The organism is Moraxella lacunata, assembly GCF_900453205.1.
Lineage (GTDB): Bacteria > Pseudomonadota > Gammaproteobacteria > Pseudomonadales > Moraxellaceae > Moraxella > Moraxella lacunata_B.
Genome location: NZ_UGQU01000003.1, coordinates 594,866 through 615,427 on the forward strand (window position 1 = coordinate 594,866; position 20,562 = coordinate 615,427).

The 20,562-nt window shown below is 42.2% G+C and carries 22 protein-coding genes; 18 read left to right on the plus strand and 4 right to left on the minus strand.

Annotated elements, in window-relative coordinates; all coding sequences use genetic code 11:
• Positions 1–72: 72 nt before the first annotated feature.
• The 5 genes from DX073_RS14390 to DX073_RS11995 all read left to right on the plus strand — a co-directional run bounded on the left by DX073_RS14390 (position 73) and on the right by DX073_RS11995 (position 3,624).
• Positions 73–249, plus strand: a complete 177-nt coding sequence (locus DX073_RS14390; RefSeq protein ID WP_181814449.1) for a cupredoxin domain-containing protein — start codon at positions 73–75, stop codon at positions 247–249.
• Positions 249–554 carry a hypothetical protein gene (locus DX073_RS11980; protein WP_115008254.1) on the plus strand — a complete coding sequence of 102 codons (306 nt, stop codon included), beginning with the start codon at positions 249–251 and terminating at the stop codon, positions 552–554. The genes DX073_RS14390 and DX073_RS11980 overlap by 1 nt, the downstream gene beginning before the upstream one ends.
• Before the next feature lie 84 nt (positions 555–638).
• Positions 639–1,016 carry a hypothetical protein gene (locus DX073_RS11985; RefSeq protein ID WP_115007480.1) on the plus strand — a complete coding sequence of 126 codons (378 nt, stop codon included), beginning with the start codon at positions 639–641 and terminating at the stop codon, positions 1,014–1,016.
• A 20-nt stretch (positions 1,017–1,036) separates the two neighbouring features.
• The gene (locus DX073_RS11990; RefSeq protein ID WP_115008255.1) at positions 1,037–1,519 is read left to right on the plus strand and encodes a hypothetical protein; all 483 of its coding nucleotides are present in this window, start codon (positions 1,037–1,039) and stop codon (positions 1,517–1,519) included.
• Between the two features lie 248 nt (positions 1,520–1,767).
• Positions 1,768–3,624, plus strand: a complete 1,857-nt coding sequence (locus DX073_RS11995; RefSeq protein ID WP_115008256.1) for a WG repeat-containing protein — start codon at positions 1,768–1,770, stop codon at positions 3,622–3,624.
• A 42-nt stretch (positions 3,625–3,666) separates the two neighbouring features.
• Here the strand turns inward: DX073_RS11995 and dusA are convergent, their stop codons facing one another.
• The 3 genes from dusA to DX073_RS12010 all read right to left on the minus strand — a co-directional run bounded on the left by dusA (position 3,667) and on the right by DX073_RS12010 (position 6,734).
• Positions 3,667–4,638 carry a tRNA dihydrouridine(20/20a) synthase DusA gene (gene dusA / locus DX073_RS12000; RefSeq protein WP_115008257.1) on the minus strand — a complete coding sequence of 324 codons (972 nt, stop codon included), beginning with the start codon at positions 4,636–4,638 and terminating at the stop codon, positions 3,667–3,669.
• A 64-nt stretch (positions 4,639–4,702) separates the two neighbouring features.
• Complete coding sequence (locus tag DX073_RS12005; protein WP_115008258.1) at positions 4,703–5,278, minus strand: GNAT family N-acetyltransferase; 576 nt, start codon at positions 5,276–5,278, stop codon at positions 4,703–4,705.
• Between the two features lie 61 nt (positions 5,279–5,339).
• Positions 5,340–6,734 (minus strand): DUF3482 domain-containing protein, encoded by a 1,395-nt coding sequence (locus DX073_RS12010; RefSeq protein WP_115008259.1) that lies wholly within the window; start codon positions 6,732–6,734, stop codon positions 5,340–5,342.
• Between the two features lie 206 nt (positions 6,735–6,940).
• On the opposite strand from DX073_RS12010, the gene DX073_RS12015 reads away from it, so the two are divergent.
• The gene (locus tag DX073_RS12015; RefSeq protein WP_115008260.1) at positions 6,941–8,086 is read left to right on the plus strand and encodes a beta-ketoacyl-ACP synthase III; all 1,146 of its coding nucleotides are present in this window, start codon (positions 6,941–6,943) and stop codon (positions 8,084–8,086) included.
• A gap of 77 nt (positions 8,087–8,163) precedes the next feature.
• Here DX073_RS12015 and DX073_RS12020 read toward each other — a convergent pair whose 3' ends face one another.
• On the minus strand, positions 8,164–8,730 hold the full coding sequence (locus DX073_RS12020) for an AAA family ATPase (RefSeq protein ID WP_115008261.1): 567 nt from the start codon (positions 8,728–8,730) through the stop codon (positions 8,164–8,166).
• A 57-nt stretch (positions 8,731–8,787) separates the two neighbouring features.
• Between DX073_RS12020 and trmA the strand changes: the two genes are divergently transcribed.
• The 12 genes from trmA (at position 8,788) to putA (ending at position 20,527) form a co-directional block, all read left to right on the plus strand.
• Positions 8,788–9,927, plus strand: a complete 1,140-nt coding sequence (gene trmA / locus DX073_RS12025; RefSeq protein WP_115008355.1) for a tRNA (uridine(54)-C5)-methyltransferase TrmA — start codon at positions 8,788–8,790, stop codon at positions 9,925–9,927.
• Positions 9,928–10,012: 85 nt separating this feature from the next.
• Positions 10,013–11,092, plus strand: a complete 1,080-nt coding sequence (gene prfA, locus DX073_RS12030) for a peptide chain release factor 1 (RefSeq protein ID WP_115008262.1) — start codon at positions 10,013–10,015, stop codon at positions 11,090–11,092.
• Positions 11,092–11,451, plus strand: coding sequence for a hypothetical protein (locus DX073_RS12035; RefSeq protein WP_115008263.1), 360 nt, complete (start codon positions 11,092–11,094; stop codon positions 11,449–11,451). Before prfA ends, DX073_RS12035 begins: the two co-directional genes overlap by 1 nt.
• Positions 11,451–11,693, plus strand: a complete 243-nt coding sequence (locus tag DX073_RS12040; RefSeq protein ID WP_115008264.1) for a DUF2798 domain-containing protein — start codon at positions 11,451–11,453, stop codon at positions 11,691–11,693. Before DX073_RS12035 ends, DX073_RS12040 begins: the two co-directional genes overlap by 1 nt.
• Before the next feature lie 49 nt (positions 11,694–11,742).
• A complete protein-coding gene (locus tag DX073_RS12045) occupies positions 11,743–12,195 on the plus strand; it encodes a hypothetical protein (protein ID WP_115008265.1) in 453 nt (150 codons plus the stop codon).
• Entirely contained in the window at positions 12,183–12,371 is a 189-nt protein-coding gene (locus tag DX073_RS12050; protein WP_115008266.1) for a hypothetical protein, read from the plus strand. The genes DX073_RS12045 and DX073_RS12050 overlap by 13 nt, the downstream gene beginning before the upstream one ends.
• A 41-nt stretch (positions 12,372–12,412) precedes the next feature.
• A complete protein-coding gene (locus DX073_RS12055; protein WP_115008267.1) occupies positions 12,413–13,177 on the plus strand; it encodes a phospholipase D family protein in 765 nt (254 codons plus the stop codon).
• 50 nt (positions 13,178–13,227) lie between these two features.
• Positions 13,228–14,745: a lysine--tRNA ligase gene (lysS, locus tag DX073_RS12060; protein ID WP_115008268.1), complete on the plus strand. Its 1,518-nt coding sequence runs from the start codon at positions 13,228–13,230 to the stop codon at positions 14,743–14,745.
• A 242-nt stretch (positions 14,746–14,987) separates the two neighbouring features.
• Positions 14,988–15,170 (plus strand): hypothetical protein, encoded by a 183-nt coding sequence (locus tag DX073_RS12065; RefSeq protein ID WP_115008269.1) that lies wholly within the window; start codon positions 14,988–14,990, stop codon positions 15,168–15,170.
• Positions 15,171–15,244: 74 nt separating this feature from the next.
• Positions 15,245–15,406, plus strand: a complete 162-nt coding sequence (locus DX073_RS14395; protein WP_181814450.1) for a hypothetical protein — start codon at positions 15,245–15,247, stop codon at positions 15,404–15,406.
• 27 nt (positions 15,407–15,433) lie between these two features.
• Positions 15,434–16,921: a cation:proton antiporter gene (locus DX073_RS12070; RefSeq protein ID WP_115008270.1), complete on the plus strand. Its 1,488-nt coding sequence runs from the start codon at positions 15,434–15,436 to the stop codon at positions 16,919–16,921.
• 42 nt (positions 16,922–16,963) lie between these two features.
• Complete coding sequence (gene putA / locus DX073_RS12075) at positions 16,964–20,527, plus strand: bifunctional proline dehydrogenase/L-glutamate gamma-semialdehyde dehydrogenase PutA (protein WP_115008271.1); 3,564 nt, start codon at positions 16,964–16,966, stop codon at positions 20,525–20,527.
• Positions 20,528–20,562 lie beyond the last annotated feature (35 nt).

Below are 20,562 nucleotides of genomic sequence, written 5' to 3' on the forward strand. Positions count from 1 at the left end.
GGGCAGATAAATCGCCCGACAGAATGCCCAATTTATGTTAAATGCCAAATCTATTAAACCAAGGAGCAGACCATGAAAGCCAAAATCATATTCATCCTATCACTCATCCTGTCATCCTCCCTAACCCTAACCGCCTGTGACCCATTTAAAGGTCTAAGAGACTATGGACAAGAGGCAGGGGCAAATGGGAAATTTAAAGGATTTAAAAATGCTAGGGGGGGAATATGCCAGACTGCGATGGTGAAATAATGAAAGCCAATGAAGGCAATAGTTATTTGAAAAAATATGGTCTCCCCCTAGAAATCGGTGGTAACTTTATCTGTGAAAATGGCAAGCCCAAACTCCCCAAAGACTGTCAAGGTCGGGAGTTTAGAAGTGAAGCAGAACTTAGAGTATATTGGGAAAAACATCAATTGCCTGTTGGGCTAATCCGTTTTGACTGTAGTAGCGGTACACCAAAAGTAAGACCGCAGGGTATGAAATTTTGGCAAGAAGAAGAACAACTTATGCCAACCTGCAAAGATTCTCGTGGTCGTAAACGCCCTTGTGTCTAATGATAGATAATTAAGTAGCGTGAACAAACCAAATTCACGCTACTTTTATACTTTTTACACTACCCCAAAATCGCCACCAAACTGATGTTTGACATTATGACTGATATTGGTGTCAATCGTAATTATAATTTGGACAAATACCATGCCGATAAAGTCAAAGACCCTTATTTTCAAGCATTCTCCGAAGAGTTGATTGGCGAGGCTATGAAACGATATAAGGACTTTAAAACCAACAAAACCCAATACTTTGTTAATGAAAATATCATCAATGGCACACAAGAGGGTAAAGACTACTATGTTGGTATTAAAGACATAGACAAAAACAAAATCTTATTCCACGACTACCTACACTGGTGTAGCACCATGAAAAGAGACCCAGCCAGTCTCTTACTGGCTTATGTCAGCGTTCCCCACATCAACCCAAAAACCAATCAATTTTATAGAACAGTCTATCAAGGCTAAATCACACAAGGAGCAATGCCATGAAAGCTTTTAACATCTGCCTTATCATTATGATAAGCTTATCATCTCTAACTCTAAGTGCCTGCGACCCATTTAAAGGTCTAAGAGATTATGGACAAGAGGCGGGGGCAAATGGGAAATTTAAAGGATTTAAAAATGCTAGAGGGGGAGATGTTTGGACTTGTAAAGATAATGTTATACATGCCCATGAAGGCAATAGTTATTTAGAAAAATATGGTCTCCCCCTAGAAATCGGCGGTAACTTTATCTGCGATGGCGACACCCCCAAACTCCCCAAAGACTGTCAAGGTCGGGAGATTCGTAGTGAGGCGGAATTAAATGCTTATACCACCAAATACCAACTTCCACAAGGTATGATTATTTATGATTGCAGTACTGGCACTCCAAAAATACTTAGTCATCAACTAGAATACTGGAAAAGAACAGAAAGTAACAACCCCACCTGCAAAGATTCTCGTGGTCGTAAACGCCCTTGTGTATAAATTTTTGGTATTGTTTAATAAAGATACATTAGACTTCTTGCGAAATCCTGAATCAAAAAAACCGTTCGTGGTGAGCTATGCCTGTCCATAACGGTTTTCTACCACCCACAGGCATGGCTTAGGGTGAGCGGAAAACCTAGTATCGCAAGAAGTCTATTTTAAAATTTGTCCCTACAAGCCTATCTAAGGCATAATTTATCAACAACGCCAAACATTTAAATAAATATTACACCAAAAAAGGATGAATCATGATAAAAAAATCACTCTGTATCATTATTGGTTTATGTATGGCAATGTCTGCCCATACTCACTGTATTTATAAAAAGCCCTTGGATGAACCCATAACCGATTTTCGCTGTGTTGGCAATCTCATTGAACGCAATCACGATTATGAATATTATAGTGTCATAGATAAACAGGGCAATGTTTTATTTGCTAAGGTGGATTTATTATATGATGAGTATGATAGAGGGATTGACATGGTTATGAATGGTAAAACAGGATTGATTGATAAAGATGGTCGCATAAAACTGCCTTTTAAGTATGAACATATCGGTATCTTTGAAAAAGATGACAATCTTATCTTAGTCAAATCAAATGGTAAATTTGGCTATATCAATCAACAAGGCGAAACAGTCATTGATTTTATCTATGATGATGCTTGGGGGTTTAGAGAAGGTTTGGCTTGGGTTGTACAAAAAAGAGCGGATGGTAAAGGTCGTGATTATTATTTTATTGATGAAAAAGGCAATAAGGTATTTGATGTGCCAAAAGAGCTCTCATCAATGGGGGTGAGTTTTAATGATGGGCTTTTTATGGTTAAAAAGAATGGCAAGTTTGGCTACATCAATAAAAAAGGAGAGTTTGCCATTGATTATCAGGATTATGATTATGTTGAGGGTTTTCAACATGGGCTAAATGTTGTTACTAAAAATGATAAAGAAGGTGCGATTGGCCGCATGGGTAATATTGTCATTCCCATAAAATACGATAATATCGAATATGTGGATGAGCATTATTTGATATTAACCTTGGGTGATGATATTTTTATTGCAAATTTTAATGGCGATATTTTAAAAAAGGACATGAGACTATACCGCTCATCTGACCTTTATGATGATAACAATCACCCCATATACATCGCAACTTTGACAAATGAAGAAGACTATCCAACGGCATTGTTTAATCACGAATTAAAAGAAATCGTCCCTTTTCATCGCTTTGATGACATATTTGTATTAAACGCTAATTATTTTGAAGTAAAAAATAAGCGTTTAAATCAAGATGAAGCCATGCTAATAGATGATGAGAGATATGGTATCATTGACAATCAAGGCAGGCTGATATTTGAGCCTGATTATCAAATTGATAAAACCTATCATGGTAAGGTTATGGCTGATTATTATATTTTAAAAAATAAACATCATGCAGGCGTGATTGATAAAAACATGAATGTGCTATTACCTTTTGATTTTGATGATATTTATTCGCCTGACATGCCATTTTTTATTATCAAAAAGGATGATAAAGTGGCATTGTATCAATATGACAAAGCCATGACGGGTTTTGATTATCAAAAGATTGAATTTATCACGCCAACGCTATGGGCGGTTCAAAAAGATGATAAGTGGGCGTTAATCAATGAACAAAATAAGCCTTTGACCAAATTCATATATGATGATATGGATGAGTTAAAATATGGCATGATACCTGTTTTAAGACAAGGAAAATGGGGCGTGCTTGATGAGCATTACCAAGAAATCATTGCTCCTGTGCATGACGGTTTATGGATTTTGGATAATGGGGCGATTGGCGTGAGCACATTAATCGATGGTTATCATAAGTATGGCTTGGTGGATAAAAAGGGCATGCCATTGACCCAGATTGAGTTCGATGACTTGTCAAGTTTTGGGGCGACAACAATAAGAGTGGCAAAGCAAATCGGCGATAAGCAGTACTATGGACTGCTTGATACCACGGGTAAGGAGATTTTCCCTGTCAAATACGACTTCATCACACAGTCAAATGGGGCGGCCGAAGAGATGTATCTTAATGATGAGACCATTACCATAAATAAGGCAGGCAAGATATTGACAAATAGGTAATGGCTAAGTAACGGCTAGGTAACAGCTGGGCGATGTGTATCATCACAGCCCATTTTGGCTAAGTACGCTCTCGCCTGCTTGCTTGATGTCGTCCACGGTGAGATTTCGTTTACCGCTCAAATCTTGTCGCCATTTTCTTGCTCCTGTCAAGCCTTGAAACAGCCCCAGATAATGCCGTGTCAAGGTTGCCAAATTCGCCCCTTGCTCGGCTCGTTTTTCAAGATAAGGGTGGAGATTTTCTAGGATTTCACGGTGCGTTGGGATAGGCTCGCCCCACAGCTCATTGCACGCCCCCATGAGCATGGGATTATGATAAAACGCCCGTCCTACCATCACGCCGTCCACATGGGTTAGGTGGATTTTGATGTCATTAAGATTGTCTACACCGCCATTGATTTCTATAAACAGATGGGGAAACTCTGTTTTTAGGCGGTAAATATCATCGTAGCGTAGGGGCGGGATTTCTCGGTTTTCTTTGGGGGATAAGCCGTTGAGCCATGCGATACGAGCATGAGCGATAAAGTGCGTACAGCCAGCGTCCGACACTGTCCCTACAAAATCACGCATAAACTCATAACTGTCAAACGTATCAATGCCAATGCGGTGCTTGACGGTAACGGGCTTGTCCGTACTGTCTTTCATCGCACGCACCATGTTCGCCACCAGTTTTGGCTCTGCCATAAGGCACGCCCCGATTTTGTTGTGCTGAACACGGTCGGACGGACAGCCCACGTTGATGTTAAATTCATCATAACCCATCTTATCGGCAATCTGTACGCATTGTGCCATATCGTTAGGATTTGACCCACCAAGCTGTAACACCACAGGGTGTTCGCTGTCATCATATCGCAAAATATACTCGGTATCTCCCTTTAAAATGGCACTCGTGCTTATCATCTCGGTATACAGATGTATATGTTGGTTAAACAGACGAGCAAAATAGCGAAAATCGGCTGTCGTCCAATCTATCATCGGGGCAAGGCTAATGCGTTTATTATCTTTAAAATCAATCATTTGGTAAAAATCTTGTGGTTGTATTGGGCAGATGGTTTACGGCTTTTTTTATTTGCTTATGGTTTTAGGGTGTGGGTTTGAATAACCAATGTAACGCCAAATCATCTCGTTTGGGTTTGCCATTATTGCCATCATCAGGAAAGGACATGCTCTCGCCCGTGAGCTGATAACCACGTCGTTCGTAGTAGGCGAGCAGTTCGGGGCGGTGCGATAGGATGGACATGGCACAGCCGTCTAAGGCGTGGCGTGTGGCGTGTCGCCCTGCAAAGGTCTCGACCGCTGTCAGTAGGGTGTTGCCCACGCCTTTGCCTTGGAGTTCGGGCGAGACAGCAAAGGTGCCGATGTAGGCGACATTTTTGTCGTGCATGGTGGTAAACTGCACTCCGATACATGCTAAGATTTGCTTGTTGCCGTCAAGCTCTGGCTCAAACACGAAGACATACGACCCATCGGCGGTAATGATTTTTTCTATCTCGGCTAAGGTGGTGCGAATACCATCGATGAGTTGACTTTCGTTTGTCCAGCCTTCATCGTTGCGGTAACAGCGGTTTAGGAGCGTGACTAAAGCCTGAACGTCGCTGATGTCGGCTCGGCGTAGGCGGATGTCATCGGTGCGGATGGTTGGGGCAGATGTGGTCATGATATGTCCTTGGTGTGTTGGTGTTATGGCAATGAGTGTCGCCGATAGGGCAGGCGTGGCGTTAGCGTGATTTTTCCATGTCGCCCAGATGGGTCAGCAGGATGTCGCTGAGCTTGTCCGACAGCTCGGAGCGGACGGCTTTTTTGTCATCATAACGCCCGTCCAGACTGCTATAATGTGGATAGGCACGAGCTTTTTTAAGCGGCGTGGGGAGCTTGCCTGCTTGCCACACCAGCGTGTCATGATGATGAGTGCTGATGATGTCAAGGCTAGCATGCCCTAGGTGGCGTAAGGTGTAATGCAGGTTTTGGCTTTGGATGGCGAGCAGGGCAAGCGTCTCATTGTTGATGGTCAGGGTCTTAACGCCCATCGCTTTGTCCTTAATGGTACCGCTGTTAGGTAGCAGTCCGCCAAGCACGCCCCCGATGGCGGTGCCTAGTCCCAGACTTGCCCCAAGGGTCGCCACATCAATGCCTGCCCCAACTATCATGCCTGCCATGCTACCACTGGCGGTGCGAATGCCATAACGGGCAAGCAGTTCACTGTCAAAAATATCCTGTTCGGCACCTGTGACGGCAAACTCGCCATGCTCGGTCTGTACATGATAAAATTTATACAAATCCAACAGCTTTTGTTGCATGATGTCAAAGGCTTGACGGGTGGCGTGTTGCATGGTAGTGAGAGTGGGCGTGGGGTCGTCATCTTCCCCGATTTTTTTGTGAAAACTTGCCACATTAACGAGAAAATCAGCAATCACCAAACTGCCCATCTCCGCCATGTCTTGCCATAGTTCGGTGCGTTCGTGCTTTAAGGTGGCAAAGGCAGGATGATGAGTGAGCGTGCCTAGGTTGTCCCATAACGCCATCTCGCTGGCAAAGTCAAAAGCGATGGTATCAAAGGGCTGATAAGCATGCAACGCCCGCCGTGTTAGGGTCTCACGCCAGTCATCGAAGTTTGCCCGCTCATCTTTGATGAAGTTAAATACAGGCAATACAGGCACGCCCGAGCTTGCCAAAATCGCCAGCTCGTCCTTGTATTTGGACAGCACAGGCTCACGCACGTCCACGACATAAATGGCGACATCGGCAGAGAGTAGGGCGTTAATGACTTTGGCTTCTTGACTATAATCATCGCTCAGTTTGGGGTCACTGCTTGCAACCGCTCTTAGAAAGGCTTGCAACCGCTCCACGCCATCGGCTCGCCCGTCGGTGTGTTCATGCAAAAAATCCATCACGCCCGAGCCATCTTCTAAGCCGGGGGTGTCATACAGAGCAACCAAGGGCTTGCCATCGTTGGCATAGAGCGTGACGGCTTCGACATGGCGGGTGGTGGCGGATGCATTTTTGACTTCGCCAAATTCACCATCTCGGAGCAAGGTTCGCATGAGTGATGTTTTGCCGACATTGGTGTGTCCGATGACGATGAGTTTGATGGGCGTGGCAGGTTGGTGTGACATAATGAACGGTCGTGATAAATTGGCTTTTATTATAAAATAAATGGCAAAAGAATGATAGTCAGATGATGGCTGATGATAATTTACTTTTAATAAAAGACTACAAATGTATGCTGTTTTTTATGAAAAAATGTGTTAAACTAGGCAAATAAATTTGTAACTAAATTTTTCAAACACAACATAATACATAAGGCAAAAGCGGAGTATCTATGACCATTTGCATCACCGCCACAGGGCTACACATTCCCAAAGACAAAATCACCAATGAAGAGTTGGTAACGGCATTTAACACTTATGTGGATAATTATAATGAAGCCCACGCCCAAGCCATTGAATCTGGCGAAAAGGTCGCTTTACAGCATTCTACCGTAGAATTTATCGAAAAAGCATCAGGCATCAAATCTCGCTATGTCATTGATAAAAAAGGTATTTTAGACCCGAACATCATGGCACCGATTTTCCCTGCTCGCAAACTTGGTGAGGAGCTGTCTATCATGGCAGAGATGGGGACGGACGCACTCAATCAAGCCTTAGCTAATGCTGGCTTAGAAGGCAAAGATTTGGACGGGATTATCTGTGCTTGCTCCAACTTTCAGCGTGTCTATCCTGCCATTGCCATTGAGATTCAGCATGCCGTGGGTATGGTGGGCGGTTTTGCCTTTGATACCAACGTGGCGTGTAGTGCGGCGACTTTTGGTATCGCCCAAGCGGTCGGTATGATAAAAGGCGGTGTCGCCAAACGCATTGCCGTGGTCAATGTCGAGATTACGTCCGCTCATCTCAACTGGCGTAACCGTGATAGTCATTTCATCTTTGGCGATGTGGCGGCAGCGACCATTATCGAAGAGACCGACACACCAAAAGGCTATGAAGTGCTAGATAGCAAGCTGTGGACAGAGTTTTCAACCAACATCAAAAACGAATTTGGCTTTATGGACAGAAGTGAATTTTTGCACGCCAAAACATCCATGTATCCTGACCTAGACGAGCCTGTTACCGATAAATTATTCTTACAAGAAGGGCGTAAAGTATTCCGTGAAGTCTGCCCCAAAGTGTCCGAGATTATCAGCACGCATTTGGCAGAAAACAACATCAGCACCGATAAAGTCAAAAAACTGTGGCTACACCAAGCCAACATTAACATGATTGATTTGATTTTACGCACCGTCATGGGCAAAGATGCGGACAAATCGATTGCTCCGATTGTCATTGATGAATTTGGTAATACCAGTTCGGCAAGTCCGATGATTGCGTTTCATCGTTGCCAAGACGGCATTGCCAGCGGTGATTTGGCGGTGATTTGCTCGTTTGGGGCGGGATATTCTATTGGTTCGGTGATTGTGAAAAAGGTGTGATAAAAATCATTGACCATTGACATAATAAAAAGAGCGGATGATTTTCGCTCTTTTTATTGTTATTAAAATTTATAAAATTAAAGATTTTTTAATAATTCCCCAACTTGTTTTATTCTATTTTCCAAATTTCCCGAAATGGCGTGATAAGTTAATTGGCGGTTTTCTAATTCTTTAATAATCGTTTGTCGCATTTGCTGTCGCCCATTGGGTAAATCTCTCATGCCATCATCTATCCATGTAATGCCAATATCATCGGTTACTAAAATTAAATCATATTGGTTATTTAAATTATCCAAAATAATCTTAGGCGTTTTATTAAAATAATGCTGACTATAAATATATAGTAGTAATAATGACGTATCTATAAAGCAATAACGATGGGCAGTAGCAACCGCATGCTTCTCGCTGTCCATTTGTCCTTGTGCGATGGGCGTTAAATCATCAAAGGTGCAGACATGACCTGTTGGCTTTTGTTCTAGGTAGGTACGCAGGTATTCGGGCGTGTAAGTGGTGTTGTATTTGTCCGCTAGGGCGTGGGCGAGCGTGGATTTGCCAGTGCATTCGGCACCGATAAGCAGGATTTTCTTGACGGTCATTTTGGGCAGAATGATTTGATGGGTAAATAGGCTATTATAGCGTGCCATTTGCTTTTTGGCGAATATTTTTATAAAATGGCGGTTTTATTTGACATTAGCCATATTATGACACACACCGCCTTTACGCACGATGATTACCACGCTCAATTATCCGCCAAAATTGACCGCATTAGCACCCAATTCGCCCCTTTTAATCCGCCTGCCTTAGAAGTCTATGAATCGCCGATAAGCCATTTTCGCCAACGTGCCGAATTTAGAATTTGGCATACCGAGCGAGACGGGGTGGACGATATGTTTTATGCGATGTTTGAGCGAGACGGTAAATCAAAAAAGGTGATTGAAATTACCGATTTTGCTATTGCCAGTCGTGCTATCAACGAGCTGATGCCTGTTTTATTAAATGAATTAAAACAACATAGCCTATTAAAAGATAAATTATTTCAAATTGATTTTTTAAATACCTTACACGGGCAAATGCTCGTTACGCTCATTTATCATAAAAAATTAGATGAAAACTGGCAAGCATTGGCAAATTCATTGGCGGATAAATTAAAAATTAAACTCATCGGGCGAAGTCGTGGACAAAAATTGGTATTAGATGATGATTTTGTCATTGAAAAAATGAGCGTGGCTATTAAAGGGCAATCCCAAGATTTTTATTATCAGCAAATAGAAGGTGGATTTAGTCAGCCCAATGCCCATGTATGCCGTCATATGCTAAACTTTGCCTGTGATGTGGCGGATAATATTAGCCAGCATGATAAAAAAGATTTGTTAGAATTATATTGTGGTAATGGCAATTTTACCTTGCCGTTATCTAGGTATTTTAATCAAGTTCTGGCAACCGAAATGGCAAAATCATCGGTCAATTCTGCCAAATGGGCGATTGATTATAATAATATCTCCAATATCGCCATAGCTCGCTTATCCGCCCAAGAATTTAGCCAAGCTCATAATGGCGAGCGTGAATTTAGAAGGCTTGCCGAGAGTGATATTGATATTAAATCTTATGACTTTAATACCGTCTTTGTCGACCCGCCACGAGCAGGGATTGATGATGAAACCTTAAAGATTTTGGCGAATTTTGACAATATCATTTATATTTCATGCAACCCTGATACTTTATTTGAAAACTTGAAATTTTTAAATCATACCCACGAAATAAAACGCTTTGCCTTATTTGACCAATTCCCCTATACACACCATATAGAAAGTGGGGTGTGGCTAGGGCGTACCCACCATTGATAACTTTTATTAAACGCTAAAAACATTGGCAAAATTTGACAATTTATGGCAAAATAACACGTTTTGATATTATTAGATAATAACCATGAAAGAATCCCTACGCCACCGCCTAGACCAAATGGCGGACAGATTTGAAGAAGTTACCGCTTTGTTGTCCGACCCTGAGACCATTGCTGACAGCAAAAAATTCCGTGCCCTGTCGGTTGAGCATAGCGATTTGTCCGAGCTTGTGGATGCTTGGGGGAAGTTTTGTCAAGCCGAAGAAGATTTGGCGACCGCAAGCGAAATGCTTGCCGACCCTGATATGAAAGAGCTGGCACAAGACGAGATAGATACCGCAAAATCCAAAATTGACGAATTAACCGAAATTCTCAATGTTATGATGCTCCCCAAAGACCCCAACGACAAGGCGACCGCCTTTTTGGAAATCCGAGCAGGCACAGGCGGAGACGAAGCGGCGATTTTTAGTGGCGATTTGTTCCGTATGTACCAAAAATACGCCCAATCGCAGGGCTGGCAGGTGGAAGTCCTATCCGCCAATGAAGGCGAACACGGTGGTTATAAAGAAATCATCAGCCGTGTGTCGGGCGTGGGCGTGTATGGGCGACTCAAATTTGAAAGTGGGGCTCATCGGGTTCAGCGTGTGCCAGCCACCGAAAGCCAAGGGCGTGTACATACGTCCGCTTGCACGGTTGCGATTATGCCTGAGATTGAACTTGATGACACGGTTGAGATTAACCCTGCCGACCTGCGGATTGATACTTATCGCTCAAGCGGGGCGGGCGGTCAGCACGTCAATACCACCGATTCTGCCGTGCGAATCACGCACATCCCCACAGGCGTGGTTGCCGAGTGCCAACAAGAACGCTCACAGCACGCCAACAAGGACAAGGCGATGAAAATGCTTGTCGCCAAAATCCAACAAGCCAAAGTCCAAGCCCAAGTAGATGCCACCAGCGATATGAGACGAAATTTGGTGGGTTCTGGCGACCGCAGTGAGCGCATTCGCACTTATAATTTTCCACAAGGGCGAATGACCGACCACCGTATCAATTTAACGCTGTATAAATTGGACGCAATTATGGAAGGGGATTTGGGCGAATTGCTTGATAGCTTATTAAGAGAACATCAGGCGGATTTAATGGCAAGTGTGGGTGGGGAATAATGAAACAATGGGAAAGTACTTTTAATAATAATCATTTAAGACTAATGCGGGTGCATATTGGTTTGATGATTTTTTATGCTGTGTTTTTCTTATTTTGTTCTTATTTTTTATATAATCTTAGAATGGATAGAGTGATCGAAATTAGTTTTTTGCGAGTTTTTACATCGGTCATGCTTTTATATATTCCATTTTTTGCTTTCCATTTATTACTTGCAATCGGTGCAAAAAGGAAGTCAGAGATGTCTCGCAAAATCTCTGAAATTGTTTTTGCAATTATGTTATTGGGGTTTCCTGTTGGTACAATATTGTCTGCATTCTATTTTTTACCAAAAACTATTTGGAAAAGCAAAGAAAGTTAATGAATATAAAGGGCTTTATTTCTGCTAAATTTACTCCTTTTATCTTTGCTTTTTATATGTCGGGCATTATGGCGTTTTTAATGTCGCTTGTGCTTGTGGCGGTTAATACAGGCTTTGGCGGTAATTATATGGTGCGAGTGTTTAGGGCGTATGTAATTTCTTTTCCCATTGCCTTTTGTTGTGTTACGGCGGTGCGTCCATTGGTAATGAAACTTGTGGACTTGACCATTAAAAAAGAGTAATTTTTAATTGAAAATTTTTGTTAAATTAAGACAATGTTGGTAATAAAAAATGAATAAATTTTTAATCACAATCACAAGTATTTTGGCATTAACTGCTTGTACGCCTAATGCCATCAATGAGCAAAAGGTGGATAATACGCCAAGCATTCAAAAACCCCAAGAAATAAATAAACCAAACCAAACTTTAACTGCCAAAGACATCAAACACCCACAAGGTAAAACCGCAACCCCTAGCGAGATTGCCGAATGCCAAAAACAAGGTGGAACAATCAGTCCGCAAGGCTTGTTGGCACACGATTTTTGTGTGGTGGAATTTGCTGATAAAGGCAAAGTGTGTACGGACGGTGGCGACTGTCAAGCAGGGCGGTGTATTGCTAAGGTAAATAGCTCTATTGAAAATAGCAGTCAAGCAAAAGGCGTATGTCCAAGTAATAATGTGCCATTTGGTTGTTATGGTACGGTTAATAAAGGTCAATTTGGTGGGTTTTTGTGTGTGGATTAAAAAATGAGCCGAACAAACGCAATGGCGGATTTTTAGTTGGCATAGATAATACTTCCGCTCCCGATGATTTTGATAGAATGTTTGAAGATGAAATTGCCGAAATGTTTTATGATGAAGATATTGAAACGCTCAATAAAATATGGGCAGAATTAGCAAAAAATCAATCAAGCTCGTAAGGTGTGTATTACGCACCGTTATAGAAAAAAAGGAATAATTTATGGCAAAATTTTTAAATACCAGTGGTACAACTTACCATTTGGAAGAATTGATTAAAAAGGCAACCGACAGACTTGTTTTAATCAGTCCTTATTTGCAATTTAATGAACGCATTAAAGAATTATTGGAAGATAAAAACCGCCTAAAAATTGACATTCGCATTGTGTATGGCAAAAGTGAATTATCGCCACAAGAAATTAATTGGTTAAAAGATTTAAATTTTGTGCGTACCAGCTTTTGCAAAAATTTGCACGCCAAATGCTATTTAAATGAACACGAGTGTATTATTACCAGTCTAAATTTATATGAATTTAGCCAAGTCAATAATAATGAAATGGGCGTGCTTATCAATAAAAATGATGACGCTCAATTATATGCTGATACTTATGACGAAGTACAGCGTATCATTAGAATTAGCGAAGAAGTCAGATTATCAGCAGATACTGAAAAATCTACCACTTATCAAGAAAAACCAAAAACCGAAAGCAATACCAAACCAAAAAATTATGATAAAATCACCACCGCCAAACTTGCAGAGAAATTTGGTATTGATAGCAATGAATTTACCAAACTACTTGCTGAAAATGGCTATATTGAATTAAAAGGTAAAAATACCTTTTTAACCGATAAAGGTCGTGAAGTGGGTGGCGAAGTTAAAAAAGGTCAATATGGTTATTTTATTGTTTGGTCGGTGGATTTAGAAATTTCTTTTGATGATGAAAAAACAAGTTTTGCTGATAAGTTAAAAAACTTATTTAAACGCTAATTTTTATTTTATTTATTTTATTTAATTTAATTGATATTAAGGCTTTTATTATGTCAAACCAACCTCAAACCCCAGAAACCCAAATCAGTGAAAATGATTTAATCGCCCAACGCCACGCCAAATTGCAAGAATTGCAAGCAAAAGCCCAAGCGAATGGCAAAACTGCTTATCCAAATACCTTTAAACGAGAAGATTATGCGTTGGATTTGCAAACTAAATTTGAAGGCGTGGATAAAGAAACCATTGAGAATGGCGAAAAAGTCTATGTCAAAGTCGCAGGGCGGGTAATGCTCAATCGTGGCTCTTTTATTGTTATCCAAGATATGACAGGTCGTATTCAGCTTTATGTGGATAGAAAAGGCTTGGATAATGATACGCTAGATTTAATTAAATCCTTAGACTTAGGTGATATTGTCGCAGGAAGTGGTTATATTGGGCGTTCTGGTAAAGGGGATTTGTATATTCATTTAGAACAATTTGAATTATTAACCAAATCATTACGCCCATTACCTGATAAATTTCACGGCTTGACCGATACCGAAGTCAAATATCGTCAGCGTTATTTAGATTTAATGGTTAATGAAGACACTCGTAAAACTTTTGAAATTCGCTCCAAAGTGGTGGCAGGCATTCGTGAATATCTTACCAATGAACGCTATATGGAAGTAGAAACGCCAATGATGCACATTATTCCAGGTGGTGCGTCTGCTCGTCCGTTTGTTACCCACCATAATGCCTTGGATATGGATTTATATTTGCGTATTGCTCCTGAATTATATTTAAAACGTTTAGTCGTTGGTGGATTTGAGCGGGTATTTGAAATTAACCGTAATTTTAGAAATGAAGGCGTTTCTACTCGCCACAATCCTGAATTTACCATGATTGAATTTTATCAAGCCTATGCTGATTACAAAGATTTAATGGCACTCACCGAAAATATGCTTGAAAAATTGGCAATGGATATTTTGGGAACAACCGATGTGCCTTATGGTGAAGAAGTATTTAGCTTTAAAGCCCCATTTGCCAAAATTCCAATGAGTGAAGCGATTTTAAAATATAATCCAAATCTAACTTTGGAAAATATCAATGACCGTGAATTTCTGGCGGACTTTGTTAAAAATACGCTAAAAGAAGAAGTCAAACCATCGTTTGGTTTGGGTAAATTACAAACGATTGTTTTTGAAGAAACGGTAGAAACAAAGTTAAGACAACCGACTTTTATTACTGAATATCCAGCCGAAACTTCGCCACTGGCTCGCCGTAATGATGACAATCCGCACATTACTGACCGTTTTGAATTCTTTATTGGCGGACGGGAATTAGCAAATGGCTTTTCAGAATTAAATGACCCAATTGACCAAGCCGAACGCTTTAAAGCACAAGTCGCAGAAAAAGACGCAGGTGATGATGAGGCAATGCATTATGATGCCGACTTTATTGAGGCACTGGAATATGGTTTGCCACCAACCGCAGGTGAAGGGATTGGTATTGACCGCCTTGTGATGCTCTTTGCCAATGCCCCAAGTATTCGTGATGTGATTTTGTTCCCGCATATGCGACATAAATAATCACCAATAAAAATAACCCTGTTTTTTATAAAATGGGGTTATTTAAAAAGAAGTTATTATGGAAGAAATCCCCCAAACTGATTTTACTTATTCTGAAATCACTTGTATATGCCATACAAATTACTGGTGAATTTTGTTTGTCTTGCGGTCAATTTATCAACAATCGCTATGCAATTTGGTGGGTAATTGGCATTACCCTAACCATTGTGATAAGTTGTATCATAATGTTTTGGGGAAATTAAATGGCGATTGGTATTATAGCATTTATTTTGGTGGTTGTTTATGTCATTATTGAATGTTTGACACACGTTGACGACCCAATCTTTAATACTCGTTATTGGAAATGGTATCTCGTCATTTGTGTGATTGCTGCTATTATTGCCATTGGGTTTTATTATAAAGAATTTTTGGCAATATTGTCATAGTGTTGTTGATTTCATATTTCATAATCATGGTGTACACACCTTACAGTCATTTTTGAATCAATTTAGGGGTAAAAATGGATGAATTTTTAAAACTCATTTGGTATCCATTATCTATGATTGCTCAAATTTGGGTGGAAATTGCAGATGAAAAGATTTGGCGAAAATACACCTTTTGGTATGTGTTATTTTTGATAGTGATTGTTGGTTTGGCGATTTATTTCATCGTTAATTCTTGATATCTTTTTTTAATAAGATGATTGCCTATGGGAAGTTTTATTTTTTTAGAAATTTTTACGGTTGTTTGTTTAATTTCTATTATTACGACTTTATTTAATAAACGCATCTTGGGAATGCCCCAAGCCATTGGCGTGCCAATTGTCTCGGCGGTATTGGTCTTTATTTTGCAATGGTCAGCGACATTATTGGCAGGCAACCAATTTATTAATATCAACATTCACGCCATTGAAGAAGCTGTCCGCCAAATCAATTTTTATGATTTTTTAATTAATGGGGTGATTTGTTTTATCTTAACTGCCTCCGCCCTTAAATTTAAAATGGCGGATTTAAGAACTTATTGGAAACCCATTGGGATTTTGGCAAGTTTAGCACTACTGTTTTGTGCTTTTGTTTTTGGCGGTCTATTATTTGGCTATCAATTCATCACAGGTCATCATGTTCCCTTAATTGTGTTGTTATTATTAGGCTCGGCACTTGGAGCAACCGACCCGATTGGCATTAAAGGCGTATTAAGCTCCATTAAAGCCCCCAATCATTTGATGATTAAATTAGAGGGTGAATCCTTATTTAATGATGCCATGTGTATTGCGGTATTTATGACGATTTTAAAAGTCATTCAAGGCAGTGAATTTAATTTATTGCACGTTATTGAACATTTGGCATTTGAAATCATTGTGGCGGTGATTATTGGTTTTGCTTTTGGTAAAATGGCGTTGTATTTATTAAAAGGCAAAAACGAAATGGAGTCATTGATATTAACCACTGCCGTGTTAGCCTCAGGCTCTTATCTGGTGGCACTCTATGCTCATGCATCCGCACCGATTGCTTGTGTGATTGGTGGTTTGATGGTGGGCGATAAATGGCAAGAGATTTTAGCTCATAAAGATGTAGAAGAAATCAACCATTTTTGGCATACCATTGAAGGGATTATTAATTCCTTTTTATTTACCTTAATTGGGCTTGAATTATTTATTTTGGATTTGAATGCTCATATTGTCATTGGCGGTATTGTGGCGTTTATTATTTTGCATTTAGCTCGTTTTTTAGCAAATTATTTGGCATTTTCGTTTTTTCCCAGTGTGCGTAAAAATGCCTATAAAGGCAGTTTGGAGATTTTGTCATGGGGCGGGGTGCGTGGTGGTATTTCGCTCGCCCTGATTTTGGCGGTTGCCAACGTCCCACAATTAAAAGAATACACCAACGTGTTGATTGGTTATACCTTTATCGTGGTACTTTTGTCAGGGGTGGTGTGTGGTTTGGGATTGCCTGCAGTGATTAATGCCTTTTATTATAATCCCAATGAGCCAAGCGAAGGGTTTGCAGGCTGGTATCAACGCCTAATGCACAAAATAATGAATCGCTCTGATAGATTATATGTGTTAAATGAGGATAAATTTGGCAATCAAACCATTAGCCTATATGAGCCTACGCCAGAGGAATTGGAGGAATTGCCTAAGTTTGATGACACTAAACACGAAACGCAAGCGACACTTAATGACCCCAATCGTTTTTGATGTTAAAATGATGGGTCATTATAAGACAATTAAGGAGATTTTATGTTTCACTTTACCCATGCACAAACCCCATTAAAAGATGCCATTACCGCCGCTTATCGCTTGGATGAGACGGTGGCAGTACGAAATTTGGCAAGCATACTTGACTTTACCCAAACCCAAAGAGACAATATTCAGTCGCTTGCCCGTTCGCTCATCACTCAGGTGCGTGCCGACCGCTCCAAATCATCGGGCGTGGATGCGCTTATGCATGAGTTTTCGTTATCCAGCGAAGAAGGCATTGCTCTTATGTGCCTTGCCGAAGCCCTGCTACGCATTCCTGATAACGCCACCAGAGATAAGCTCATTCGTGATAAGCTCGCCGATGGGGATTGGCGACGTCATGTCGGTAATAGCCCATCCATGTTCGTCAATGCTGCTGCTTGGGGGTTGGTCTTGACGGGTAAGCTGACCACGGATGTGTCGGATGACTCGATGGGTTCATCTTTGACCCGTGTCTTACAAAAAGGTGGCGAACCCTTTATTCGTGGTGGTGTGAACTATGCCATGAAGCTCCTTGGCAAGCAGTTTGTGACAGGGCAGACGATAGAAGAAGCCCTTACTAATGGTAAAGAGCGTGAACGTCTGGGCTATCGTTTTAGCTTTGACATGCTTGGTGAAGCTGCCATGACACAGGCGGATGCTGACCGTTATTTTAATGACTATGTCAGTGCCATTCATGCCATTGGCAAAGATGCTAAAGGGCGTGGGGTTTATGATGGTAATGGCATCTCAGTCAAGCTGTCCGCCATTCATCCCAGATATTTTCGCTCACAGCATAAGCGTGTGATGAGTGAGCTATTGCCTAGATTGAAGGCATTGTTTTTGCTTGCCAAAGAGTATGACATCGGGCTAAACATCGATGCCGAAGAAGCTCATCGCTTGGAGCTGTCGCTTGAACTCATGGAAGCCTTGGTGTCTGACCCTGATTTGGCAGGTTTTCGTGGCATTGGCTTTGTGGTGCAAGCCTACCAAAAACGCTGTCCTTTTGTCATTGATTATCTCATTGACTTAGCTCGTCGCCATAACCAAAAACTCATGATTCGCCTTGTCAAAGGAGCGTATTGGGACAGTGAGATTAAATGGGCTCAGGTGGATGGCATGGATGGCTATCCTGTCTATACCCGCAAAGTCCACACGGATGTGTCTTATTTGGCATGTGCCAAAAAACTACTGTCCGCCCAAGATGCCATATTCCCCCAATTTGCCACGCATAACGCCCAAACGCTGGCAACCATCTATGAGGTGGGTAAGGAGCTTGATTTTGAATTTCAATGTTTACACGGCATGGGCGAGACGTTATATGACCAAGTGGTCGGCGACAAACTTGACCGCCGTGTGCGAATCTATGCCCCTGTCGGTACACACAAGACCCTGCTCGCCTATCTGGTACGCCGTCTTTTGGAAAATGGGGCAAACTCATCATTTGTCAATCGTATCGTGGATGAGAAAGTCAGTATTGATGAGTTGGTCATCTCGCCTTTAGATGAGATTGATGTCGGCAACATTACACCAAACCCACTCACACCAAACCCGCGCCATATTTATGGCGAACGCAAAAATTCATGGGGCATGGATTTATCTAACGAGCATGTCCTATCCCAGCTCCAAGATGATATGACCATGGCAAGTGGCATTGACTTTAACGTTAGCTCCTTGACCCATCATGATGTCGTCCATATACCTGCCTTTGCCGTGCTAAATCCTGCCAATCACACCGATGTGGTCGGACAAGTAGCATTTATTAACCCAAATCAGGTGTCAGATGTGGTTGGAGTTGCCATCAATGCCCAACACTCATGGCAAAACGTCTCGCCAAAAGAGCGTGCTGACATGATACGAGCCTTTGCCGATTTGATGGAAGAGCCCAAACGCATGGCACTGCTTATGATGGTGGCGGTGCGTGAAGCAGGCAAAACCCTGCTAAATGCCATTGCCGAAGTGCGTGAAGCGGTGGATTTTTGCCGTTATTATGCCGATGAATGTGAACGGCTAAACCTAACCACGCCACTAGGCACGGTGGTGGCGATTAGCCCGTGGAATTTTCCTCTAGCGATTTTTGTTGGCGAAGTGGTCTCTGCCTTGTGTGCAGGCAATACGGTTGTTGCCAAACCTGCCGAACAGACGTCCATCATCGCTCACTTGGCGGTTTCATGGCTACATGAAGCAGGCATCCCAACTGATGTATTACAACTGGTGCTGGGTGCTGGGGATGTGGGTGGTGTTTTGACAGCGGACGAGCGTATTGATGGCGTGATTTTCACAGGTTCAACAGACGTCGCCAAACGCATTAATACCTTGCTTGCCAAACGCTCTGACAATCCTGTGCTCATCGCTGAGACAGGGGGCATGAACGCCATGATTGTGGATTCTACCGCCCTGCCTGAGCAGGTGTGTGCCGATGTATTGGCATCTGCCTTTGACTCAGCAGGTCAGCGTTGCTCTGCCTTGCGTATCTTATGTATCCAAGAAGACATCGCCGAGCCTATGATTGAGATGATAAAAGGGGCGATGGATGAGCTTGTCGTGTCAGACCCACGCCTACTTAGCACAGATGTCGGGCCTGTGATTGACAGCGAAGCCCAGGCGAATCTGCTAGACCATATCAATACCCTAAAACAAACCAGCGATTATCATGAAGTGCGTGTTACAGATGGCGAGCAAGGCACCTTTGTTGCTCCGATTTTATTTGAACTAAAAGACCTATCACAGCTTAAAAAGGAAGTCTTTGGACCCGTGCTACACGTTGTCCGTTATAAAGCCCATGAACTTGATGACGTGATAGACAGCATTAACAAAAAAGGCTATGCCCTAACACACGGCATTCACAGCCGTATCGATGGCACGATAGAGCATATCACAAATCGCATACAAGCAGGTAACGTCTACATCAACCGCAACATCGTCGGGGCGGTGGTGGGCGTCCAACCCTTTGGCGGTCATGGCTTATCGGGTACAGGACCTAAGGCAGGCGGATGCTTTTATCTGCAACGCCTAAGCCGTCTGGACAGTTGGGACATACCTACCCTTGATAAGCCTGCCACGACTTATGATAACAATGTAGCTCGTGTCATGGACGTTGCTCGGTCGGTAGGTGTCAATCTAGACAGCACCATCAAGCACGCTTATCAAACGGCACTCAATCACGCCCAAACTACCCTACAAGGGCCAACGGGCGAGACCAACACCCTATCATGGCATGCCCCACGCTCGGTGGCTTTGACAAATGGCACGCCAGACAAGGCTCTGGCGGTGCTTGTTGTGCTTGCCCTAAATGGCACCAAGGCGCACGTTACCCCAAGCCATGAGCTTGCCCCTTACGCTGATAAGCTGACAGATGTGCTTGACGTCATGGAGCAACAAGGCGTGGATAAAAACACCATCATCGTGGCGTTGTCCGACCTACCGACTTCTGAAAAAGTGCGACTGTCAGAGCTAGACGGGGCGATTCGTCGTGTGATGGATGCCACAGATGGCTTTGACATGACACGTCTGTATCATGAAGTCAGCCAAAGTTATAACACCACAGCGGCAGGGGGTAACGCCAGTCTGATGGCAAGTGCCTAATCTAAAATCGGTATTCTAAACGGACAAAATGCGGT

Excerpts from the sequence above, each read along its gene's own strand:
- lysS (WP_115008268.1), top strand. The coding sequence starts at position 13,228 with ATGTCAAACCAACCTCAAACCCCAGAAACCCAAATCAGTGAAAATGAT.
- dusA (WP_115008257.1), bottom strand. The coding sequence starts at position 4,638 with ATGATTGATTTTAAAGATAATAAACGCATTAGCCTTGCCCCGATGATA.
- trmA (WP_115008355.1), top strand. The coding sequence starts at position 8,788 with ATGACACACACCGCCTTTACGCACGATGATTACCACGCTCAATTATCC.
- DX073_RS12070 (WP_115008270.1), top strand. The coding sequence starts at position 15,434 with ATGGGAAGTTTTATTTTTTTAGAAATTTTTACGGTTGTTTGTTTAATT.
- DX073_RS11990 (WP_115008255.1), top strand. The coding sequence starts at position 1,037 with ATGAAAGCTTTTAACATCTGCCTTATCATTATGATAAGCTTATCATCT.
- DX073_RS14395 (WP_181814450.1), top strand. The coding sequence starts at position 15,245 with ATGGATGAATTTTTAAAACTCATTTGGTATCCATTATCTATGATTGCT.
- DX073_RS12005 (WP_115008258.1), bottom strand. The coding sequence starts at position 5,278 with ATGACCACATCTGCCCCAACCATCCGCACCGATGACATCCGCCTACGC.
- DX073_RS12015 (WP_115008260.1), top strand. The coding sequence starts at position 6,941 with ATGACCATTTGCATCACCGCCACAGGGCTACACATTCCCAAAGACAAA.
- DX073_RS11985 (WP_115007480.1), top strand. The coding sequence starts at position 639 with ATGTTTGACATTATGACTGATATTGGTGTCAATCGTAATTATAATTTG.
- putA (WP_115008271.1), top strand. The coding sequence starts at position 16,964 with ATGTTTCACTTTACCCATGCACAAACCCCATTAAAAGATGCCATTACC.
- DX073_RS12045 (WP_115008265.1), top strand. The coding sequence starts at position 11,743 with ATGAATAAATTTTTAATCACAATCACAAGTATTTTGGCATTAACTGCT.
- DX073_RS12040 (WP_115008264.1), top strand. The coding sequence starts at position 11,451 with ATGAATATAAAGGGCTTTATTTCTGCTAAATTTACTCCTTTTATCTTT.
- DX073_RS11995 (WP_115008256.1), top strand. The coding sequence starts at position 1,768 with ATGATAAAAAAATCACTCTGTATCATTATTGGTTTATGTATGGCAATG.
- DX073_RS12020 (WP_115008261.1), bottom strand. The coding sequence starts at position 8,730 with ATGGCACGCTATAATAGCCTATTTACCCATCAAATCATTCTGCCCAAA.
- prfA (WP_115008262.1), top strand. The coding sequence starts at position 10,013 with ATGAAAGAATCCCTACGCCACCGCCTAGACCAAATGGCGGACAGATTT.
- DX073_RS11980 (WP_115008254.1), top strand. The coding sequence starts at position 249 with ATGAAAGCCAATGAAGGCAATAGTTATTTGAAAAAATATGGTCTCCCC.
- DX073_RS12065 (WP_115008269.1), top strand. The coding sequence starts at position 14,988 with ATGGCGATTGGTATTATAGCATTTATTTTGGTGGTTGTTTATGTCATT.
- DX073_RS12035 (WP_115008263.1), top strand. The coding sequence starts at position 11,092 with ATGAAACAATGGGAAAGTACTTTTAATAATAATCATTTAAGACTAATG.
- DX073_RS12055 (WP_115008267.1), top strand. The coding sequence starts at position 12,413 with ATGGCAAAATTTTTAAATACCAGTGGTACAACTTACCATTTGGAAGAA.
- DX073_RS12010 (WP_115008259.1), bottom strand. The coding sequence starts at position 6,734 with ATGTCACACCAACCTGCCACGCCCATCAAACTCATCGTCATCGGACAC.
- DX073_RS14390 (WP_181814449.1), top strand. The coding sequence starts at position 73 with ATGAAAGCCAAAATCATATTCATCCTATCACTCATCCTGTCATCCTCC.